The sequence below is a fragment of the Bradyrhizobium sp. NBAIM08 genome, from assembly GCF_020193935.1.
GTDB classification, from domain to species: domain Bacteria; phylum Pseudomonadota; class Alphaproteobacteria; order Rhizobiales; family Xanthobacteraceae; genus Bradyrhizobium; species Bradyrhizobium yuanmingense.
In genome coordinates this window covers 89,564-107,708 of sequence record NZ_JADYVR010000004.1, presented here as the reverse complement: position 1 = coordinate 107,708, position 18,145 = coordinate 89,564, and the positions used below count along the sequence as shown (strand labels likewise).

Here is an 18,145-nt window from a genome sequence, read left to right as displayed (position 1 = left end):
CGGACGGCTGCCGGGATCGGGGGGCGGGACGCTGCGCGTGCTGTACGCGTCATGCTGAACGTACCGACATTGTGGACGGTCTTCGTCGTCAACTTCCTGGCGCTCGGCGTGATCTGGGCCTACGTGACGCGTTCCTATCCGAATTTCGCGGCTGCGCGGTTCTGGATGGCATCGGCCTTCGTCGGTGCCGCCGGCGCGATGACGGCCTTGATCCGTCTGTTCGTCGCCTCTCCCCTGCCGCTGCTGCTCGGCGCCGGCGGTGTCATCGCTGCGAGCTGCCTTGCCGCCATGGGAATTCAGCGCTTCTACGACCGGCCGGTCTCGTGGCGCCTGATGACCGCGACGGGGTGCTTGAGCCTTGTCGGCGTCGTGCTCTTCATGGTCGGATTCGAGCACATGCAGCTGCGCATGCTCAGCTACACGTTCGGTCAGGCCCTGCCGCTGATGCTGGCGCTGCGTCTGTTGTTGTCGCCGGAAGGCCGCGTCAGTCCGGGCGCCAAGCTGTCCGGCATCGTCATCCTCAGCATCATTGCGATTCTGCTCTCGCGCACCGCGGGCAATCTGCTTGGCTATGATCTCTCGGCGCGCGCCGGCGGCCAGGCCCATGCGATCATGGTGCTCGGGCTGCTGTTCCTGTCGATGACCCTTAATTTCGGCTTCCTGCTGATGGCGATGGACAGCTTGCGAGGCGAGGTCGCCGACCTCGCGTTGCTCGACGATCTCACCGGCGTTGCCAACCGGCGGCATCTCTTGCAGCGCCTGACCGAGGAATGCGCCCGTTCGGAGCGCAGCGGTGAGCCGTTCTCGCTGCTGGTGATCGACCTCGACGGCTTCAAGACCATCAACGATACCCATGGCCACGCCGCCGGCGATGCCTGCCTCAAGCACTTCACCTTGATGGCGCAGACGCGCTTGCGGCCCGGTGACATGCTCGCCCGCACCGGCGGCGACGAGTTCTGCATCGTGCTGCCGTCCTCGTCCCTGCGCGAGGCGGCCGCGATCGCCCGCCGCGTGCTCGAGGTCTGCCGTCGGGATGCCGCCAGCTGCAGCGGCCGCGACATTCCGATCGCGATCTCGATCGGGGTTGCCGAGTGGGACCGCGGCATCGGGCAATTCCCGGACCGCCTGATGGCCAATGCCGACCACGCCCTCTATGCCGCCAAGAAGAACGGCAAGAACGATTTTGCGGTCTATGACCCCGCCCCGCCGCTATCGCCCGAGTCTGTCGGGACGGTGAGGACATTCGCGTAAAGCCTGTTAGGCTTGGGTCGCATTGGACCCTGCATGATGATATTTCGCCTGCTCGCGGCCGTGTTGGCCGCTCTCCTTCCGATCTTCCCCGCCGCTGCTGCGGATGCCGAGCTCGCCAGGCTCGCGCGCGCCTCCGGCACGCCCGTCATTCCCGGCCTGAAGATCGTCTGGCTGGCGCCTTGGGGCGAGGTCCGCAACGCAAGACCCTGGCACAACATCATCGTGCACCAGACCGAGGGACCTGCGGGCTCTGCCCGCGGCGGCGCGCAGGCCCAGGCGAAGAACCCGACGCGGCGCGGCGTCACGGTCTGGGTCGAGACCGACGGCACGGTCTATTGGGCGGTCGCCGAGAACCTCGTGCCGACCCACGGCGACGGCGCCAACCGCAACGACAACAAGTACATCGACAACCGTCAGACCTACCGCCAGGTGGTGCGCGACAATTCGATCGGCGTCGAGTTCGCCGGCAATTATCCCGACGTGACGGCGGGGCCGACCGAGGCACAGGTCGCGGCGTGGAAGATCCTCGTGAAAGTGCTGCGCGCGCGCTACGACATCCCGCTCGAGCGGGTCTACGCGCACAACTGGATCGACTACAAGGACGCCCGCTATTGCGAAGGCTGCACGCTCGCGACGATGGCAAGGCAATGGGGGGAGTAGGCGGTGTGCCCACACGCACCGCTATCGGGCGCAGTTCGCATCACACCAACAAAAAAGCCGGCGTTGCCGCCGGCTTTTCGTCTCTTTCGATCCGCCAATCTCTGGCGCTGAGCCGCCGCGCTTAATGCGCGGCTTCCAGCGCGGCCTGTTCGGCCTTTGCGATCGTGCCCTTGACCGCGGACTGCACCTTCTCGAAGGCGCGGACCTCGATCTGGCGGACGCGCTCGCGCGACACGCCGAACTCGGCAGCAAGGTCTTCCAGCGTCATCGGCTCATCGGCGAGGCGGCGGGCCTCGAAGATGCGGCGTTCGCGCGGGTTGAGCACGCCCATGGCGCCGTTCAGCGCGTCACGGCGGTGATCATACTCCTCGTGCTCCGCCATCATGGCTTCCTGGTTGGGCGTGTTGTCGACCAGCCAGTCCTGCCATTCGCCGGCTTCGCCATCGTCGCGGATCGGTGCGTTGAGTGACGCATCGCCGCCGAGGCGGCGGTTCATGTCGATCACGTCCTGATCGGTGACGCCGAGGCGCTTGGCGATCAACTTGACTTGGTCGGGGCGGAGATCGCCTTCGTCCAGCGCGTTGATCTTGCTCTTCGCCTTGCGCAGGTTGAAGAACAGCTTCTTCTGGTTCGCGGTGGTGCCCATCTTCACGAGCGACCACGAACGGAGGATGTACTCTTGAATCGACGCCTTGATCCACCACATGGCGTAGGTGGCGAGACGGAACCCCTTCTCGGGTTCGAATCGCTTCACCGCCTGCATCAGGCCGACATTGCCTTCCGAGACGACCTCGGAGATCGGCAGGCCGTAGCCGCGATAGCCCATGGCGATCTTGGCCACGAGGCGGAGATGGCTGGTGACGAGTTGGTGTGCCGCGTCGCGATCGTCATGCTCACGCCAACGCTTGGCGAGCATGTACTCCTCCTGCGGTTCCAGCATCGGGAATTTGCGGATCTCGGCGAGGTAGCGAGAAAGGCCGGATTCTCCATTGAGGACCGGCAAAGCAGCGGTACGGGCCATAGTGCGCCCTCCAAAAGGTTCAGGCCCCCGATAGCGGCGGGCCAGGCAGACGACCGCTGTGTTAAAGCCGGCCGTAGCTGCGATGTTCCGCGTTGGTCATTTCAACGCAGACGCAATATACCCCATCGGGGGTCAAAAAGGGAAGGATTGCTGACGTCACGTCCCCGTGTGGCAGCTATAACTTTTTGTAATGTAAAGGCTTTCTGAAGCGGCCTGCGTCATAGCGCCGCCTTGAGCGCACGTTCCAGGAGAAGCAAATCCTCCGGCAAAGGCGCCTCCCAGTGCAGTAATTCTCCCGTCCTCGGGTGCTCCAATACCAGCAGGTAAGCATGTAAGGCCTGCCGCCCCAGCGCCGCCAAAGCTGCCTGCGACTCGGGGCCGAGCTGGTTGGCCTTGGTCTTGAAATGCGGGCCATAGACGGCATCGCCCATCAGCGGGTGGCCGATATGGGCGAGATGGACGCGGATCTGATGGGTGCGGCCGGTCTCGAGCTCGCAGGCGAGCAGGGCGGCGACGCCCTTGCCGTCGCGTCCATGAAAGCTCTCCAGGATTTCCCAATGCGTCACCGCCTCGCGGCCACCCTGGCGTACGGCCATCTTCTCGCGTGCATGCGGATGCCGGTCGATCGGCGCATCGACGGTGCCGCGGTGCCGGTTCGGCACGCCCCAGGCGAATGCCATGTAGCCGCGCCGCATCGCGCCGGTGCGGCCGTGATCGGCGAATTGCGCCGTCAATGAAGCGTGGGCGAGATCGTTCTTGGCAACCACCATCAGCCCCGTCGTGTCCTTGTCGAGCCGGTGCACGATCCCGGGCCGGCGCACTCCGCCGATGCCGGAGAGCGAGGCGCCGCAATGGGCGATCAGCGCATTCACCAAGGTGCCGGTCTCGTGGCCGGCCGCGGGGTGCACGACGAGGCCCTTGGGCTTGTTGAGGACGACGATGTCGTCGTCCTCGAACACGATATCGACGGCGATGTCCTCCCCCTTGGGCTCGGCGGGCGCCGCTTCCGGCACGTCGATTATGATCGTATCGCCGGATGCGACGTGATAAGCGGGGTCGCGGACCGCGGAGGCCTTCAGGTGCACTGCGCCCGCCAGGATCAGGGCTTTCAGCCTCGATCGCGACAGCTCCGGCAGGCGCGCCGCCAGCACGCGGTCGAGCCGGGCCGAGCCCTCGGAGCCTTCGACCACAACCTCCAACCTTTGCGCTGACCCAGGGCTTTCCATGACGACGTCTGATACCGCTGTTCCCGAACCGACCCCCGAGCAGGCCGCGCTGTTCGCGCGGGTGCGGCGGATGATGCTGATCGCGGGGTTGACCACGGCGCTGGCGTTCTGCGCCGTGCTGATCGCGGTGGGCTACCGCCTTTTCAAGTCTGAGGGAAGGGCGGTCGAAGCGGCAAGCGATGTCACTGCCACCCTGCCCAAGGGCGCCAGAATCGTCTCGACCGGGGTCGCCGGCGACCGCCTCGTAGTGACGCTGGATCTCGGCGGAATCATCGAGATCCGCACCTTCGATGCCCATACCCTGAAGTCGACCGGACGGCTGAAATTCGCCAATGAGCCGTAAAACGCCCCTCGGGGGGGGCCTTGCGGCGGACAAATTTCGAGGCTATTGGCTAGCCCTCACGCTCCCTTCGTCTAGCGGTTAGGACGCGGCCCTCTCAAGGCTGAAACAGGGGTTCGATTCCCCTAGGGAGCGCCAGCTGATCCTAAGCCATTGAAAACCTGCACACTCTAGGCGACCATGTCAGCCTGGAGATACCGCCCTGTTGCACTTTGCCTCACAAGGTGGTCCGCAAATGGTGCTCGCGGTCGTGACATGGCTATCCTGATCCCGAGTCTCGGCTTCGCGCGCTTCGACAGCCGTGGTGAGCTACGACTGGCGGAACGATTGAAGGACTTCCTCGAGGAGAACGCCGTCGTTTGGCACAACCTGCCTGTCGGGCCTCGCAACCGGCATCCGGACTTCATCATCATTCATCCCGCGAACGGCCTGCTCGTGCTCGAGGTGAAGGACTGGCGCCTGGAGACGATCGTGTCGGCCGACAAGACGAAGGTCGAGCTGCTGACAAGTTGTGGTGTGGTGCGGGAAAGCAATCCGCTGCAGCAGGCTCGCAAATATACATTCGAGGTCGTGCGCACGCTTGAGCGCGACGGGCAATTGTTGTTTCCGCCGGGACATCGCCTCGCGGGCCAGTCCATCGTTCCGTTCGGCTTCGGGGCCGTGTTCACTAACATCACCCGCAAGCAGTTCGATCAGACCGATCTCAAGGAGGTGTTCTCCGGGCATCTCTGCCTGTTCAAGGACGAGATGACCGAGGGCGCGGACCCCGAGGAATTCCGGTCGAAATTGTGGCGCATGGTTCATCCGCGTCTCGAAGAGCCGCTGTCCATGCCGCAATTCGACCGCCTGCGCGCGCTGCTGTTTCCGGAGGTTCGGATACGACAGATTGCCCTGCCTTTGGACGATGCGCCTCGCGCCGATTCTTCGGATCGGACGCTCGCGGTCATGGACCTTCATCAGGAGCAGTTCGCGCGCAGCCTGGGCGAGGGGCATCGCATCATTCGCGGCGTCGCCGGATCGGGCAAGACCCTGATCCTCGCTTTTCGCGCCGAGTATCTGGCACGTGCGGCGGCAAAGCCGGTGCTGATCCTGTGTTACGCCAACGGCATCGCCGGCCGGCTTGAAGATGCCATGCAGAGCAGGGGCGTCGAGGACCGCGTTCAGGTTCTCACCTTCCACTCGTGGTGCTACCGGATGCTGCGGACGTACGGGATTACCGCCCCATCCGAGCGAGACTATCCGGACTACGCGGAGCGCCTGGCTGGGAGCGTTTCAGAGGTCGTGAAGGCGGTCGATCACGGCCATATCCCGGCGGAGCAGTACGACGCGGTCCTGATCGACGAGGCGCACGACTTCGAACCGCAATGGCTCGCGCTTGCGGCCAAGATGGTGAACCCGCGCACCAAGGCGCTGATGGTCGTCTACGACGATATCCAGGCTATCTATAAGGGGCGTGAACGGCCGGTCTGGAGCCAGCTCGGCATTGAAGCAAAGGGCAGAACGACCGTACTGAAGGTGAACTATCGCAACACCGCCCAAATCGTTGCCTTCGCGAGACGCTTCGCCGCGGACGTCATCGGCGCTCCCGGCATCACGGCCGACGACGAGCACGCCATCCTGCTGCCCGAAGATGCGGGTCGGCAGGGACTGGAGCCGGATGTGCGGCGGTGCGTGAGCATCGAGGCGGAAGCTCACTGCGTTGCCGAGTGGTTTCTCGACCGTAAGAAAGCCGGCTACGAGTGGTCGCAGATGGCGTGTCTCTACCCGGAGCACTGGATCGGCGGACGGGTTGCGCAGATTCTCGCCGGGCATGGTGCGCCGATCGACATCGCCAAGGACAATCGCAACCGGGTTTCGGTCAAGCGGGTCGCCGTGCGATTCCTGAGCATGCACAGCGCGAAAGGGCTGGAGTTTCCCTGCGTCGCCATCGCCGGCTTGGGCCTGCTCGGCCGCCACGGCGAGACCGTCGAGGAATGTGTCCGGCTGACCTATGTCGGGGTGACCCGGGCAACTCACGAGGCGCTCCTGACGTATTCGAGCGAGTCGGCATTGGTGCAGCGCTTGATCGCGTAGCCCGACGCCGCGCAGGCGCTCTTTCACGCGGTGGTGCAGTCGATCGAGCGGAGGATCGCCCGCTGCACGTCCGCATTCGAAAGAAACACATCGTGGTAGGTTGCGCGTCGCAGCGTCATCGATGATGACGTGATCGAGTGAACGGGCCTTGCATCCATTCCGGCGCAACTTGCATTCACTCCGGCGCAAAATGAGCCGCATCGCGTCGTCGCTTCTGCGCCGCGCGATAGTTGCACCACGAGCGCATGACTCGGGCTCCCACTCAACCCTATTCGGGGGGATCGCGAGAGGAGCCGTGGCCATACGTTTTGGCGGTAACTTCAGTGATGCGCCGAAACGCTTCTGACGGTCTCGGTGAGCATGTCACCCGATGAGGAATGGCTGACGTCACCCAGGCTGATGATGCCGACCATCCGCTTGCTCTTGTTGATCACCGGCAGCCTGCGGACCTGCAGCTTCTCCATATGATGCATCGCCTTGGCGAGGTCATCGTCCTCGCGGCAGCAATGGATGCCCTCGGTCATCACGTCACGTGCCGTCGCGCGGCCGGCATCGAAGCTGTGGCTCGCGAGTCCTTTGCAGACGATGTCGCGGTCGGTCACCATTCCGACCAGCTTGTCATCCTCGCCAATCGGAATGCAGCCGATGTCATGTGCCCGCATCAGTTTGGCAATCTCGGTGATTGGGGTGTCGGGGCTGACCCAGTCGACACCCTTGTGCATCACGTCTTTGACTTTCATGGCGAGCCTCCGTTCGTGGGTTTCAAGTGCGTTGATGCAATGCAGCGGCACCCCCATCTTCCGAACTCCGACCAGACAAAGCGCAGACACTTTCGCCGCCACCCTGCGGAACGGTATGACGGCGAACTTGCGGCTAGAGTTCCCGCCCAGGGCCGCAAGGACAATGGGCGGTGCACAGGTCCTCAGTCATGCGCGCTGAAGCGGCCGTGCGGTGCGTTGGCCGTCAAGCGCGCAAACTGCGCGTGACCCATGTGAAGCAGCGTCTCATGATCGCCGGCTTCCATATAGATGTCCGGCTGTGCCTCGAGGCTGTCGTCGACGATGATATCCAATCCGTAGCATTTGCCGACGGCAGGAACTGCACCGTGTGCACAGTCGCTGAACAGCCGATTGATCTCGGTTTCATTGGCCATGTGGACATTGTCGCCGAGGCTTGTCCTCAGGTCGGACAGGCGGAGGTGATGCGATGCGGGCAAGACGGCCAGCATGTATCCGCCGTCGCGCCGCAACACGATGCCCTTGGCGAGGCGATCGCCGGAGATATGGCATGCCTGCGCCGTTCGGGCGGACGTCATGCTGAGTTCGTGCGGGATCACCTCGTACTGGATGTTCTCAGCGGCGAGGTATTTCTGGAGGGTGGGAGCAATGGCCATGGCATCACCTCCGATGCGGAATGGAAACCATCCACCGTGAGGCGATCCTGCAGACTCTCGCCATTCGATGGGCGGCTGCCTGACTAGCTACCCAACATAGGTCTTCCATCCGCAAGCTGCAATGCAATTCCCCTCGGAGCCGCAACGGGTGTGGGCAGGAGCAGGCTTTTCGTGTGGCTCCGCGCTCTCCTACGCCGTCGTGCCGTCGATCGAGCGGCGGATCACCCGCTGCACTTCCGTATTCGACAGGAACAAATCGTGGTTGATGATGCCCCAGCCTTCCTGGGAGGCATCGACCACGCGCACACCGAGCGCTGCGATAGCGGCCTTCTCGGCCGCGCCGACGCGGGTCATGCCGCCGGCGAGCTGCCCCGACAGCGCCAGTGCACGATCGTTGGTCGAGGCGATCACCGTGATCTTGCCGGCGAGAGGGCCGATGCGCTGGATCGCCGACGAGAACACGTCCATGTCGATGTCGGGCGCGGCAAACACCACCGCGCCAATCTTGCTCGTCACCGTGTCGCCGTATCTCCCATGGAGCTGGCGCAGGCTTTCGAGGGTCAGCATGGTTCCCATGCTGTGGGCGACGATGTGCACGCGCCCCGCCCCCGGCGCCGACACCAGCGCAGAGAGCACGCGCTCGAAATTGTCGCGCGACCACATCGCGCTGTCGCGGTCATAGGCGTAGTCGAACAGTCCTGCCTTGGAAGGCCAGGAGAACGCCATGGTCCGGCCGCGGAACTTGATCCCATCGGAAAGGTGGGCTGCATCCAGCACCGCCGTCTCGAATGTCTGCTTGAAACCGTGCACATAGATCAGCACGTCCCCGCCGCCGGCCTGCGCAGCGAGATCGCCGGCGTCGGCCGGGACCGGCTCGATCCGGTCGAGACGCCAGTTCTCGAGTCCGACCGAGGCGAGGGAAAGCCGGCTCTCGTCCGGCGCCGTCAGCTTCGCCCGCGCGACCGTCATGCTCGTCGCACGCTCCGGCCCGAACCAGGGTTTTGCGCGGCCGCCGTTCACGGGCTTGCGTGTGGTGACGACAAGCAACGTCGGATCGACGGAGAGCGAGGAGGCGTCGAAGCGCGCGCCGGTCGCACCGAGGCCAGCGCATCCGCCAAGCGCCAGCGCGCTACCCGTCGACAGGAGACCGCCGATGAGAGCGCGGCGCGACATGGAATGATTTGTTTGGAGAAGACGTCGACCTATCACTGGGAACCCATGGGAACTTTGCCCCGACAGCCGCCCCATCTGCTCTCTGAATGACAATGGGGGCGAGATCGCGGCGGAGCCGCCTCGCGCATGTCGTGGCCTTCAAGTGAATGGCGGGTCAGTCGACGATCTCGATTGCCTGAATCTCGCACCAATCGCGCAATGCCCGCTCCCTCGCCTTGTTGCGGTAGTCATGCCAAGCATCGATCGCTCCCCGTCGGGAGAGCAGGCCCTTGAACTTCTGATAGGCGCCGCGTTTGCTGAAATATAGCGAACGTCGTCCAGATCGTTCGGCAGGAACTCGCGGACGAAGGCAATCACGAGAGGCTTGCCGAGGTCGAGGTCTCGTGAGTTCGGGATCTGCAAGTATTTGGTCTCGTCCTCGATATCGTCAGGCAGTTCGTCGTCCTCGAGCTCCTGGAGGTCGTCCTGATCGAACTGGTAGTAGATCTTTCCTGTCTGCCTGCAGACGAAGGTGCGGCACTCCACAATGCCGCTGATATCGGCGAACTCAAAAGCCTGGAGGATGTCTCCGAATTTCACGCGCATTGGACACCTTGCCAACGGACCGATGCCGCGCTGTCTGCAATCGGCCCGGACAGTATAAGCGGATCGTCCTTCGAGGCAATGAACCCTCGCCGTGTCCGGAAGGCAACTGCCCCGGCGTCGACGGCAAAACACCCCGATCCGCTGTCAACCCCTCCCGCCAAAAATATTCCACTTTACCGAAATTCGGATTTGTCGTATGTGTCGGCCATTCCAGCCCACCAAGGGGCGGTCGTACGTCGTTTCGAGCGCGGGCTGGAAGTTGCGGTGGACGCGGGCGGCGTTGAAGGCGGAGCTTGCGCGTGCAGGGCGAGATGAACCTCGTGAGCATGCGGGACCCGCGAAGACGAACGGCGCCCCTGCGTACGGCGAAACCGTGTGGTCCTGGCCGTCGTTGCTACGGTCAAGCCTTGGCGAAGACGTCATCGCGTCAACCGGCGCGAGAGGCGTGACTTTCGCGGAGGCGAGGGAGGCCAGAAGGAACTCGGCTCCCGGGAGAGCGCGGCATAGGCCGTCAAACCATCGCGCAGGGAAGGCCTGGTTTCGGCTGCCCTGTGTCTCCCCTGTGCACTGCGTGTGCATTCGTTCAGCGCAGGGGTCTTATGGGTGCCAGCTGGCGCCCGGTCTTCCCTGCGCCCTTTCCTTGAGGGGGTGTGTGAAGCGGAGCATAGCTCGGGCGGATCACGCCGCGAGAACGCGAGCGTATGCCGATTGGATCGGCGGACTGACGCAGCGGCATTGTTGGGCTCCGGTCCGATACACTTCCTGCGTTCACCGGCCTCACTTGCAAGCATGCTGCATCGGCATCAGTGGTGGTGGTCGTTCTCACGAGAATATGCACTATGCGCGCCGATGCGCCTCCGAAGCTGCTGCCGGGCCTTCGGAGATTCTGGCAATTTGCTTTTCGGAGTGACGAGATGAGCGGTTTGGTGGTCTCTGGCGGCCGGGTGGTGGATCCCGCGAGCGGGATGGACGCCGTTGGGGATGTGGCGGTGGTGGACGGCAAGATCGCCGCCGTCGGCACGGGCCTCGGCGGCGCCGAGCGGGTGATCGACGCTACCGGCCTCGTGGTGGCGCCCGGCTTCATCGATCTGCATGCCCATGGCCAGTCGATCCCGGCCGATCGCATGCAGGCGTTCGACGGCGTCACGACCACCCTCGATCTCGAGGCCGGCGTGCTGCCGGTCGGGTCCTGGTATGAGCGCCAGGCCCGAAAGGGGCGCGTGCTGAATTATGGCGCGGCCACCAACTGGGCCTTTGCCCGCATCGGCGCGATGACGGGGTCCAACGCGGAGAGCTCGCTGGAAGCGTTCGGCAACGCCATGCGCGACCGCCGTTGGATGGACAACGTCGCAACCGATGCGGAGGTCTCGGGCATTCTCGAGCGTCTGGCCCGCGGCCTCAACGAAGGCGGTATCGGCATCGGCATCCTCAACGCCTATGCGCCCGGCGCCGGCGTGCAGGAGCTGACCGCAGTGTGCCAGCTGGCCGCGAACCAGGACGTCCCCACCTTCACCCATGTCGCCTTCATGTCGCGCATCGATCCCGAGAGCGCAGTGGAAGCCTATATCCGCCTGATCGGCTATGCCGGCGCCACCGGCGCGCACATGCACATCTGCCATTTCAACTCGTCGAGCAAGACCGACGTCGAGCGTTGCCGCGTGCTGATCGAGAAGGCGCAAGGACAGGGCCTGCCGATCACGGTCGAGGCTTATCCTTACGGCACCGGCTCGACCGTGCTGGCCGCGGCCTTCTTCAGTGATCCCCAGTTCGTCGAGCGCAACGGCACCGGTTACGATTCCGTGCAGCGCGTCACCGACGGCTACCGCTTCCACGACCGCGAGGAGCTCTTGAAGGCGCAGGCGGAGGAGCCGTCCTCGCTGGTGCTCTGGCACATTCTCGACACCGAGAACAACGCGCACCACCGCGACCTGCTCGATATGTCGGTGCTGTATCCCGGCGGCGCGATCGCCTCCGACGCGATGCCGTGGACGCTGTCGGACGGCTCAACCTACACCGGCGATGCCTGGCCGCTGCCGGATGACGCCACCTCGCATCCGCGTTCGGCCGGCTGCTTCACGAAGTTCATCCGTGAATGGGTGCGCGAGCGCAAGGCCGTGTCGCTGCTGGAAGGCGTGCGCAAATGCGCGCTGATCCCGGCGGAGATCCTCTCGCAGAGCACGCCGGCGATGCGCAGCAAGGGCCGGCTCGCCAAGGACGCGGATGCCGACATCGTCGTGTTCGACTACGAGAAGCTCTCGGACCGTGCGACCTTCACCGCGATGAACCGGCCCTCTGAGGGCGTCCGGCATCTGGTCGTCAGCGGCCAGGTGCTGATCAGCGACGGCATGCTCGATGTGACCGCGCGGCCGGGCAGGCCCGTGCGCCGCCCAATCGTCGAGGGCTGATCCATGGCGGTCCCCATTCTCCTGGTGACGGGCTTCTTGGGGGCCGGCAAGACCACGGTCGTCAACCATCTGCTGGCGCATGCGGAGGGGCGGCGGATCGCTGCCGTCGTCAACGATTTCGGCGCCATCAACATCGATGCGGAGCTGATCGCGGGCGCGAGCGACGGCGTGGTCAGCCTTGCCAATGGCTGTATCTGCTGCTCGCTCGAGGGCGATCTGCTCCGCACGCTTTGGACGCTGCTGCGGCGTGATCCCAAGCCCGATTGTATCGTCATCGAGACCAGCGGCGTCGCCGATCCCGCTGACATCGTGCGCAATCTGATGGACCCGGTGATCCTGCGCGAGGCACAGCTGGAGTCGGTGCTTTGCGTGTTGGACGCAGGGGCACCGCTCGCTGCCCTCGACGAGGCGTTGCAGCGGTCGCAGCTGCGCGTCGCCGACATCGTGGCATTGAGCAAGCTCGATCTTGCAGACCCGGGCGCAGGGGCGCGGATGCGTGAAGCCATCCGCGCCCAGCGCGTGCCCGCGGTGGTGGTCGAGGCACACCACGGCGAGATTCCGCCTGCGCTGCTGTTTCCCGCCGGCGCCGACCGCGCTCCGGCGTCGCGCGAGGTGGGACCGAAACGGCCGGCGGAGGAGCGCTTCGAGGCACTGAGCTGGACCTCGGATAAGCCGGTCTCGTTGCCGCGCCTGCAGCAGGCCATCAGCCGCCTTGCACCGAAGCTGGCGCGCGCCAAGGGCCTGTTCGAGACGCTCGAGCAGCCCGGCCGCACGATGGTGTTTCAGTTCGCCGCCGGCCGCGCGACCCTGGCGCCTGGCGATGCGCCGACACCGGGCGCGGCGCGGACGCGCATCGTCTTCATTGCCGAGCTTGGCATGCTCTCGAAGGCGGAGCTCGATGAAGTCATGGAGGCGTGCGTTGCCGGCGGCTGAGGTGAGGGGGTAGGGTCAACCGCTTCCGCCATTAGCCACCACCTCTCCTCTTGCCGAGTCGATCCGAGGCCGAACTATGCCGCCAAATATGCCACTCGCCCCCGCTGATGCCGCCTCGCGCCGCGCTGCCAAGCCGGCCATCGTCTATCCGGCCGGGACGATGCCCGGGCCGGATATGGCTACGCTCGAAGCAGCCCGCCGTGCTGCGGTCAAGACGCACGAGCTTGTCGTGCCGCCACGCGATGCCCGTGCCTTTCGCGTGGCGCGCGGCCAGTTCTTCCGCATCGTGAGCATCGAAGGCCCTCAGGTCGGTGACCTCAATCTCTGGAATGCAGACGATCTCTCCGAGCGCTTCTTCAGCGGCAAGACGCGGGCGCTCCATGGCACGCATGTCGGCATCGGTGACCGGCTCTGGAGTAATATGCCCTATCTTCGGCCGATGGCGACCATCAGCCACGATACGCTTGGCTGGTACGGCTTCGACGCGGACGGTGCCGGCATTCACGATGTGATCGGCACGCGCTGCGATCCCTACACAAATCTCCTGCTGAACGGCACGGCTTACGATTTTTGCTGTCACTCCAACCTGTCCCGCGCCCTCGCCACCGAATTGAAGGCGGATCCGGCCGCAGTGGAGCATCATGTCCACGACGTGCTCAACGTCTTCATGTGCACCGGCTTCACTGGGGATACGCACCAATATTTCATGAAGGCAAGTCCGGTCCGCCCCGGCGACTTCCTCGAGCTCTTCGCGGAGATCGACCTGCTCGGCGCGCTGTCGGCCTGTCCAGGTGGAGACTGCAGCGCAACCCATTCCAGCGATGCCGCGGCATGCCATCCGCTCAAGATCGAAATCTTCGAGCCGGATCGAACGGCCCTGAAAGGCTGGACCTGGCCCACGCCGAGCGCGTATCACCGTCACCACGGTGCGCATGCAGGACGCTGAATCTCAGTCCTCGACCGGCAATCCGTCGCCGTGCACCTCACGCGAACTGCGCGATGCCGTGACCGACGGACCAGTTCTCCTTGGGCGCGTCGAGCACGTTGACGAACACGTCCTCGGGCCTGATCCCCGGGTTCTCGCCGAGCAGGTCGGCGATCCGGCGATACAGCGCTTTCTTCTGCTCGGCCGTGCGCGAGGCGAACACGGTGATCTGGATCAGCAGGGCGTCTTCGCTGCGCTCGACGCCGTAAGCATTGCCGCAGCGGAAGTTGGCCGGCTCATGCTCGGTGATGGCCATGAACGCATCGCCTTCGGGCACGTTCAGGGCCTCGCGCATCGCGCGGTAAAGTCCGTCCAGAATCGCCTGCCGGTAGCTTTGCGGCTTACCGGCGCGCATCGAAATGTGGAGGAGAGGCATCACGCGGCCCTTTGCATGCGGTCCCGGCCGACACGGCGATGTGAACGCCGCCGGCTCGGCCAATTGAGAAAAACGGACTATCAATCTCGATCAGTTTTTGACACGATGTCGAGAAAGCATGTTCTTGACGACATGTCAAATACGTTGCGGAGCCAAGCTTGAGACCGCGCGAGTTCGATCATGACGAGGTTCTGCGCATCGCGTTCGACCAGTTCTGGCGCAAGGGCGTGCGCGGCACCTCGCTGTCCGACATTGCGCGCGATGCGGCGGTCCAGCGCGGGAGTCTCTACAATGCCTTCGGCAGCAAGGAGGCGCTATTCCTGCAGGCCTATGAACGCTACGCGGGGGATTATCTCGCCAAGCTGCAAAAGGCGCTCGGGGCAGGTTCCTTGCGCAAGCGCCTCACCGCGTTCTTCGATCTGACCATCACCAATTTCCGCTCGGGCACACCGCCGCGCGGCTGTCCGACGACGCGCGGGCTGATGGAGCTCGGCGGCGCCGAAGGCGAGGGGCTCGACGACAACGCGCGCCAGGTTTTTGCGAACCTGATCTCGCGCATCACCGCACTGCTTCAGGACACATTGGCCGCTGGCGCGGCGCGGGGCGAGTTCGACGGCAATCCCGCGGCTGCGGCGCTGCACATCGTCACCGTGACGCGCGGCCTCGCCGTGCTCGAGCGTGCCTTCGGGGACGAGCCCCAATTGCGCAAGATCGCCGCGCACACGATCGATCTCGTGCTCGGCAGGAATGGCGGATAGGTGTCAGCACAGCGCGAGCGCGTTGACCGCGCGTGTCGCAGCATCCTCCTTGCCGGAGCCAACGAGCTGGCCAACGGTGGATTCGAGCTCGCCCGGGGGCTTGCGGCGCGCGACCGCCAGCAGTCGCATCAATTCCGCCTCGTCCTTGGAAAGCCGCCTGCAGGACGGCGGCATGAAGCACAGCTCGCAGGACCGCTCCCTGCGCAGAATCCTGACGAGCGCGGCCGCGCGCGCGACCAGCAGCGGGCTGTCGGCAATGCCGGGCGCTTCCTCGGCAAAGCGATAGGCCGCTTCCCAGCAATCCGATGCGCCGGTCGCATAGGCCGCTCCGATGAAGCGGAGCAGCGCCAGCGCGAGGCGGGAAAAATCATCGTAGCTGTCGATGTCCGGCCGGGTCGCAAGCGCGGCCTGGAGTGGACAGAGCAGCGGCTCACCAGCGTCCGACGTCGGCGCAGAATCGCAACTGGCCCGCATCGTGAACGATCTCGTCAATGCAACGTCGCGCTGCCCACGAACCAGCTCTTCATCGCCAAAATCCTGTCATGCTCGACAGGCTGCACGTGCCGGTCGGGCAGGACGAGGCCGGCCATGCGGAAGATCGTCGCAAGCCCCAGGACCGGCGCGAGCGCCCAATCGGCGCCGATCGGCGGCAGCCAGCGCTCGAACTGCTCGCGCGCGACATCGACGCGGTCCTGCTGGGCCGCGGCAATCGCGCGCAAGATTCCGCGCTCGCTGTCGGACATGCGCGGACAGGTGGGGCAGTGCACTTCGATCGCGGTATGCGCGGTGCAGGCAAAGATCTCGATGATGGAATCCAGCGACAGCACGGCATCGCCGACGCGAAAATGGTCGTACACCTGCTGGATATCGGCCGCCGTCGGGACGGCGCTTCCGCTACGCGCCTTCGCCCGAAATCCCCAGATGAAGAGACGCTCCGCTGCGCTCAGCGCAGGAAGGTCGACGGGCCTGGTGTATGTCGATCGATGCATTGTGCTTTCGGCCTCCGGCTGCGCTCACGCCAGCGCTGGCGCGGATGATCTGCGCCGATCGTTCTGCCAGAGAGCTCTCCAAGTCAACGCGCGGAGAGGCGATGTCGAGGTGTTCTAGATTGGAAGAATTCGTATCTCGGGTGAGGTCGGTCTTGCTTGTCTCGTGGCCATACGAGCGTGCCGGTAACCCGCAAAATTTCGGAGTGTCGGGAACCCGAATGCTTAAAGCTTTGCTAAGAGACGCGGGATAATCTGGCATATCAGCCCTTCCAATTCCTGTGAGCACCGATGATTTTCTCCCGCATCAGTTTCAAGCTGGTCCTGATTGTCGGCATCAGCCTCCTCGGCATGATCGCGTTGGCGCCGGTCGCCCTCTCGACCCTGCGCACGCAGATGGTCGCCGACCGTCAGGCCAAGACGCAGCAGATGGTCGATGTTGGCTACGGCATCCTGGCGCACTACCAGAAGCTCGAGGGCGAAGGAAAGCTCTCGCGCGAGCAGGCGCAGGGCGGCGCGATGGCCGAGATCAAGAGTCTGCGCTACGACAAGGTCGAGTATTTCTGGATCAACGACATGACCCCCAAGATGGTCATGCATCCGATCAGGCCCGAGCTTGACGGCAAGGATCTGTCCGGGATGAAGGATCCCGCCGGCAATGCGCTGTTCATGGGCTTCGTTGACGTCGTCAACAAGCAGGGTGCGGGCTTCTACGGCTACCTCTGGCCGAAGCCCGGCTTCGACCAGCCGGTCGGGAAAATCTCCTATGTGAAGGGCTTTGCGCCCTGGGGCTGGATCATCGGCACCGGCATCTATCTGGACGATGTCGATGCCGCCTTCCGCCAGAACGCGATGACCTTCGCCTATATTTGTCTCGCTGTGCTGGTCGTGGTGCTCGGCGCCTCCTTCCTGATCGGCCGCAGCGTCACCCGGCCGCTGGCCCGGATCACCGCGCTGACCGAGCGCCTTGCCGCCGGCGACAGCGCCTTCGACGTGCCCTACACCGACCGCCGCGACGAGGTCGGCGGCCTCGCCAAGGCGCTCGCCGTGTTCAAGGACAATGCATCGGCGGTGAGCCGGATGCATGCCGAGCAGCAGGAGCTGAAGCAGACGGCCGACGAGGAGAAGCGCAAGACCATGACCGATCTCGCCGGCAAGTTCGAGGCGAGCGTCCAGGCCGTCGTTCGAGACGTCTTCGACGAGGCCCGCGCGATGCAGCAGGCCGCGCAGGGCATGTCGGAAACCGCGAACAAGGCGAGTGACCGTGCGAGCTTCGTCGCCACCGCGTGTCAACAGGCCTCGAGCAACGTGCAGACGGTGGCCTCGGCCGCGGGCGAATTATCGGCCTCGATCGCCGAGATCAGCCAGCGCGTCGCGCAGGCCGCGACAGTGGCCGACAAGGCCGCCGCCGACGGCCAGCGCACCAACGACACCGTGCAGGGCCTTGCCGCCGCCGCGCACAAGATCGGCGAGGTCATCGACCTCATCAACCAGATCGCCTCGCAGACCAATCTGCTCGCGCTCAACGCCACCATCGAGGCGGCGCGCGCGGGCGAGGCCGGCAAGGGCTTTGCGGTGGTCGCGAGCGAAGTGAAGTCGCTGGCGAGTCAGACCGCGAAGGCGACCGACGAGATCGGCGCGCAGATCACCGCGATCCAGGCCGAGACCAATCAGGTCGTCGGCAACATCGAGAGCATCCGCGCCACCATCATGGAGGTCAACGAGATCTCCTCGTCGATCGCCGCCGCGGTCGAGGAGCAGGGCGCCGCGACGAAGGCGATCGCGCACAGCGTGCAGGAGGCGGCCTCCGGCACCGACCAGGTCTCGCACAACATCTCCGGCGTCACCGACGCGACGGCCGAGACCGGACAGGCCGCCGGCCTCGTACTGCAATCGAGCGGCCGGCTGACGCACAAGCTGCAATCGCTGCAGGACGAGGTCAGCGCCTTCGTTGCGGGCGTGCGGGCGGCTTAGTATAAC

Annotated in this window: 18 protein-coding genes and 1 tRNA gene; 10 read left to right on the top strand and 9 right to left on the bottom strand. The window is 64.8% G+C overall.

Annotated features, from left to right (window positions below; all coding sequences use genetic code 11):
- Positions 1–51 precede the first annotated feature (51 nt).
- A complete protein-coding gene (locus I6F37_RS15090; RefSeq protein WP_225151817.1) occupies positions 52–1,251 on the top strand; it encodes a GGDEF domain-containing protein in 1,200 nt (399 codons plus the stop codon).
- Positions 1,252–1,284: 33 nt separating this feature from the next.
- Positions 1,285–1,911: an N-acetylmuramoyl-L-alanine amidase gene (locus I6F37_RS15085; RefSeq protein ID WP_225151815.1), complete on the top strand. Its 627-nt coding sequence runs from the start codon at positions 1,285–1,287 to the stop codon at positions 1,909–1,911.
- Positions 1,912–2,032: 121 nt separating this feature from the next.
- Here the strand turns inward: I6F37_RS15085 and rpoH are convergent, their stop codons facing one another.
- Complete coding sequence (rpoH, locus tag I6F37_RS15080) at positions 2,033–2,932, bottom strand: RNA polymerase sigma factor RpoH (RefSeq protein WP_036009602.1); 900 nt, start codon at positions 2,930–2,932, stop codon at positions 2,033–2,035.
- Between the two features lie 218 nt (positions 2,933–3,150).
- A complete protein-coding gene (locus I6F37_RS15075; RefSeq protein ID WP_109145262.1) occupies positions 3,151–4,158 on the bottom strand; it encodes an RluA family pseudouridine synthase in 1,008 nt (335 codons plus the stop codon).
- Here I6F37_RS15075 and I6F37_RS15070 point away from each other — a divergent pair.
- From I6F37_RS15070 to I6F37_RS15060, 3 genes are all read left to right on the top strand, one after another.
- Positions 4,157–4,501, top strand: a complete 345-nt coding sequence (locus I6F37_RS15070) for a hypothetical protein (RefSeq protein ID WP_225142161.1) — start codon at positions 4,157–4,159, stop codon at positions 4,499–4,501. The genes I6F37_RS15075 and I6F37_RS15070 overlap by 2 nt on opposite strands.
- Before the next feature lie 60 nt (positions 4,502–4,561).
- Positions 4,562–4,636 (top strand) — tRNA-Glu (locus tag I6F37_RS15065).
- Between the two features lie 117 nt (positions 4,637–4,753).
- Entirely contained in the window at positions 4,754–6,571 is a 1,818-nt protein-coding gene (locus tag I6F37_RS15060) for a DEAD/DEAH box helicase (protein ID WP_225151813.1), read from the top strand.
- A 320-nt stretch (positions 6,572–6,891) separates the two neighbouring features.
- Here I6F37_RS15060 and I6F37_RS15055 read toward each other — a convergent pair whose 3' ends face one another.
- From I6F37_RS15055 to I6F37_RS15040, 4 genes are all read right to left on the bottom strand, one after another.
- A complete protein-coding gene (locus I6F37_RS15055; protein WP_036009620.1) occupies positions 6,892–7,311 on the bottom strand; it encodes a CBS domain-containing protein in 420 nt (139 codons plus the stop codon).
- A 182-nt stretch (positions 7,312–7,493) separates the two neighbouring features.
- Positions 7,494–7,964: an aminoacyl-tRNA deacylase gene (locus I6F37_RS15050; protein ID WP_036009608.1), complete on the bottom strand. Its 471-nt coding sequence runs from the start codon at positions 7,962–7,964 to the stop codon at positions 7,494–7,496.
- A 189-nt stretch (positions 7,965–8,153) separates the two neighbouring features.
- Positions 8,154–9,137 carry an alpha/beta hydrolase gene (locus I6F37_RS15045; protein ID WP_225151811.1) on the bottom strand — a complete coding sequence of 328 codons (984 nt, stop codon included), beginning with the start codon at positions 9,135–9,137 and terminating at the stop codon, positions 8,154–8,156.
- A 138-nt stretch (positions 9,138–9,275) separates the two neighbouring features.
- Complete coding sequence (locus tag I6F37_RS15040; RefSeq protein ID WP_225151809.1) at positions 9,276–9,722, bottom strand: hypothetical protein; 447 nt, start codon at positions 9,720–9,722, stop codon at positions 9,276–9,278.
- Between the two features lie 839 nt (positions 9,723–10,561).
- Here I6F37_RS15040 and I6F37_RS15035 point away from each other — a divergent pair.
- The 3 genes from I6F37_RS15035 to I6F37_RS15025 all read left to right on the top strand — a co-directional run bounded on the left by I6F37_RS15035 (position 10,562) and on the right by I6F37_RS15025 (position 14,006).
- The gene (locus I6F37_RS15035) at positions 10,562–12,127 is read left to right on the top strand and encodes an amidohydrolase family protein (protein WP_276573741.1); all 1,566 of its coding nucleotides are present in this window, start codon (positions 10,562–10,564) and stop codon (positions 12,125–12,127) included.
- A 3-nt stretch (positions 12,128–12,130) separates the two neighbouring features.
- Positions 12,131–13,060, top strand: a complete 930-nt coding sequence (locus I6F37_RS15030; protein ID WP_225151805.1) for a GTP-binding protein — start codon at positions 12,131–12,133, stop codon at positions 13,058–13,060.
- A gap of 76 nt (positions 13,061–13,136) precedes the next feature.
- Positions 13,137–14,006 carry a DUF1989 domain-containing protein gene (locus I6F37_RS15025; protein WP_225151803.1) on the top strand — a complete coding sequence of 290 codons (870 nt, stop codon included), beginning with the start codon at positions 13,137–13,139 and terminating at the stop codon, positions 14,004–14,006.
- Between the two features lie 37 nt (positions 14,007–14,043).
- Here I6F37_RS15025 and I6F37_RS15020 read toward each other — a convergent pair whose 3' ends face one another.
- A complete protein-coding gene (locus I6F37_RS15020) occupies positions 14,044–14,421 on the bottom strand; it encodes a tautomerase family protein (RefSeq protein ID WP_109145972.1) in 378 nt (125 codons plus the stop codon).
- Between the two features lie 158 nt (positions 14,422–14,579).
- Here I6F37_RS15020 and I6F37_RS15015 point away from each other — a divergent pair, with 158 nt between their 5' ends.
- Complete coding sequence (locus I6F37_RS15015; RefSeq protein WP_225151082.1) at positions 14,580–15,179, top strand: TetR/AcrR family transcriptional regulator; 600 nt, start codon at positions 14,580–14,582, stop codon at positions 15,177–15,179.
- A 3-nt stretch (positions 15,180–15,182) separates the two neighbouring features.
- Here I6F37_RS15015 and I6F37_RS15010 read toward each other — a convergent pair whose 3' ends face one another.
- Both I6F37_RS15010 and I6F37_RS15005 read right to left on the bottom strand, forming a co-directional pair.
- Positions 15,183–15,653, bottom strand: coding sequence for a hypothetical protein (locus I6F37_RS15010; RefSeq protein ID WP_225113886.1), 471 nt, complete (start codon positions 15,651–15,653; stop codon positions 15,183–15,185).
- A gap of 14 nt (positions 15,654–15,667) precedes the next feature.
- Positions 15,668–16,168, bottom strand: coding sequence for a hypothetical protein (locus tag I6F37_RS15005; RefSeq protein ID WP_225113887.1), 501 nt, complete (start codon positions 16,166–16,168; stop codon positions 15,668–15,670).
- A 288-nt stretch (positions 16,169–16,456) separates the two neighbouring features.
- Here I6F37_RS15005 and I6F37_RS15000 point away from each other — a divergent pair, with 288 nt between their 5' ends.
- Positions 16,457–18,139: a methyl-accepting chemotaxis protein gene (locus I6F37_RS15000; protein ID WP_225151801.1), complete on the top strand. Its 1,683-nt coding sequence runs from the start codon at positions 16,457–16,459 to the stop codon at positions 18,137–18,139.
- Positions 18,140–18,145: the final 6 nt, after the last annotated feature.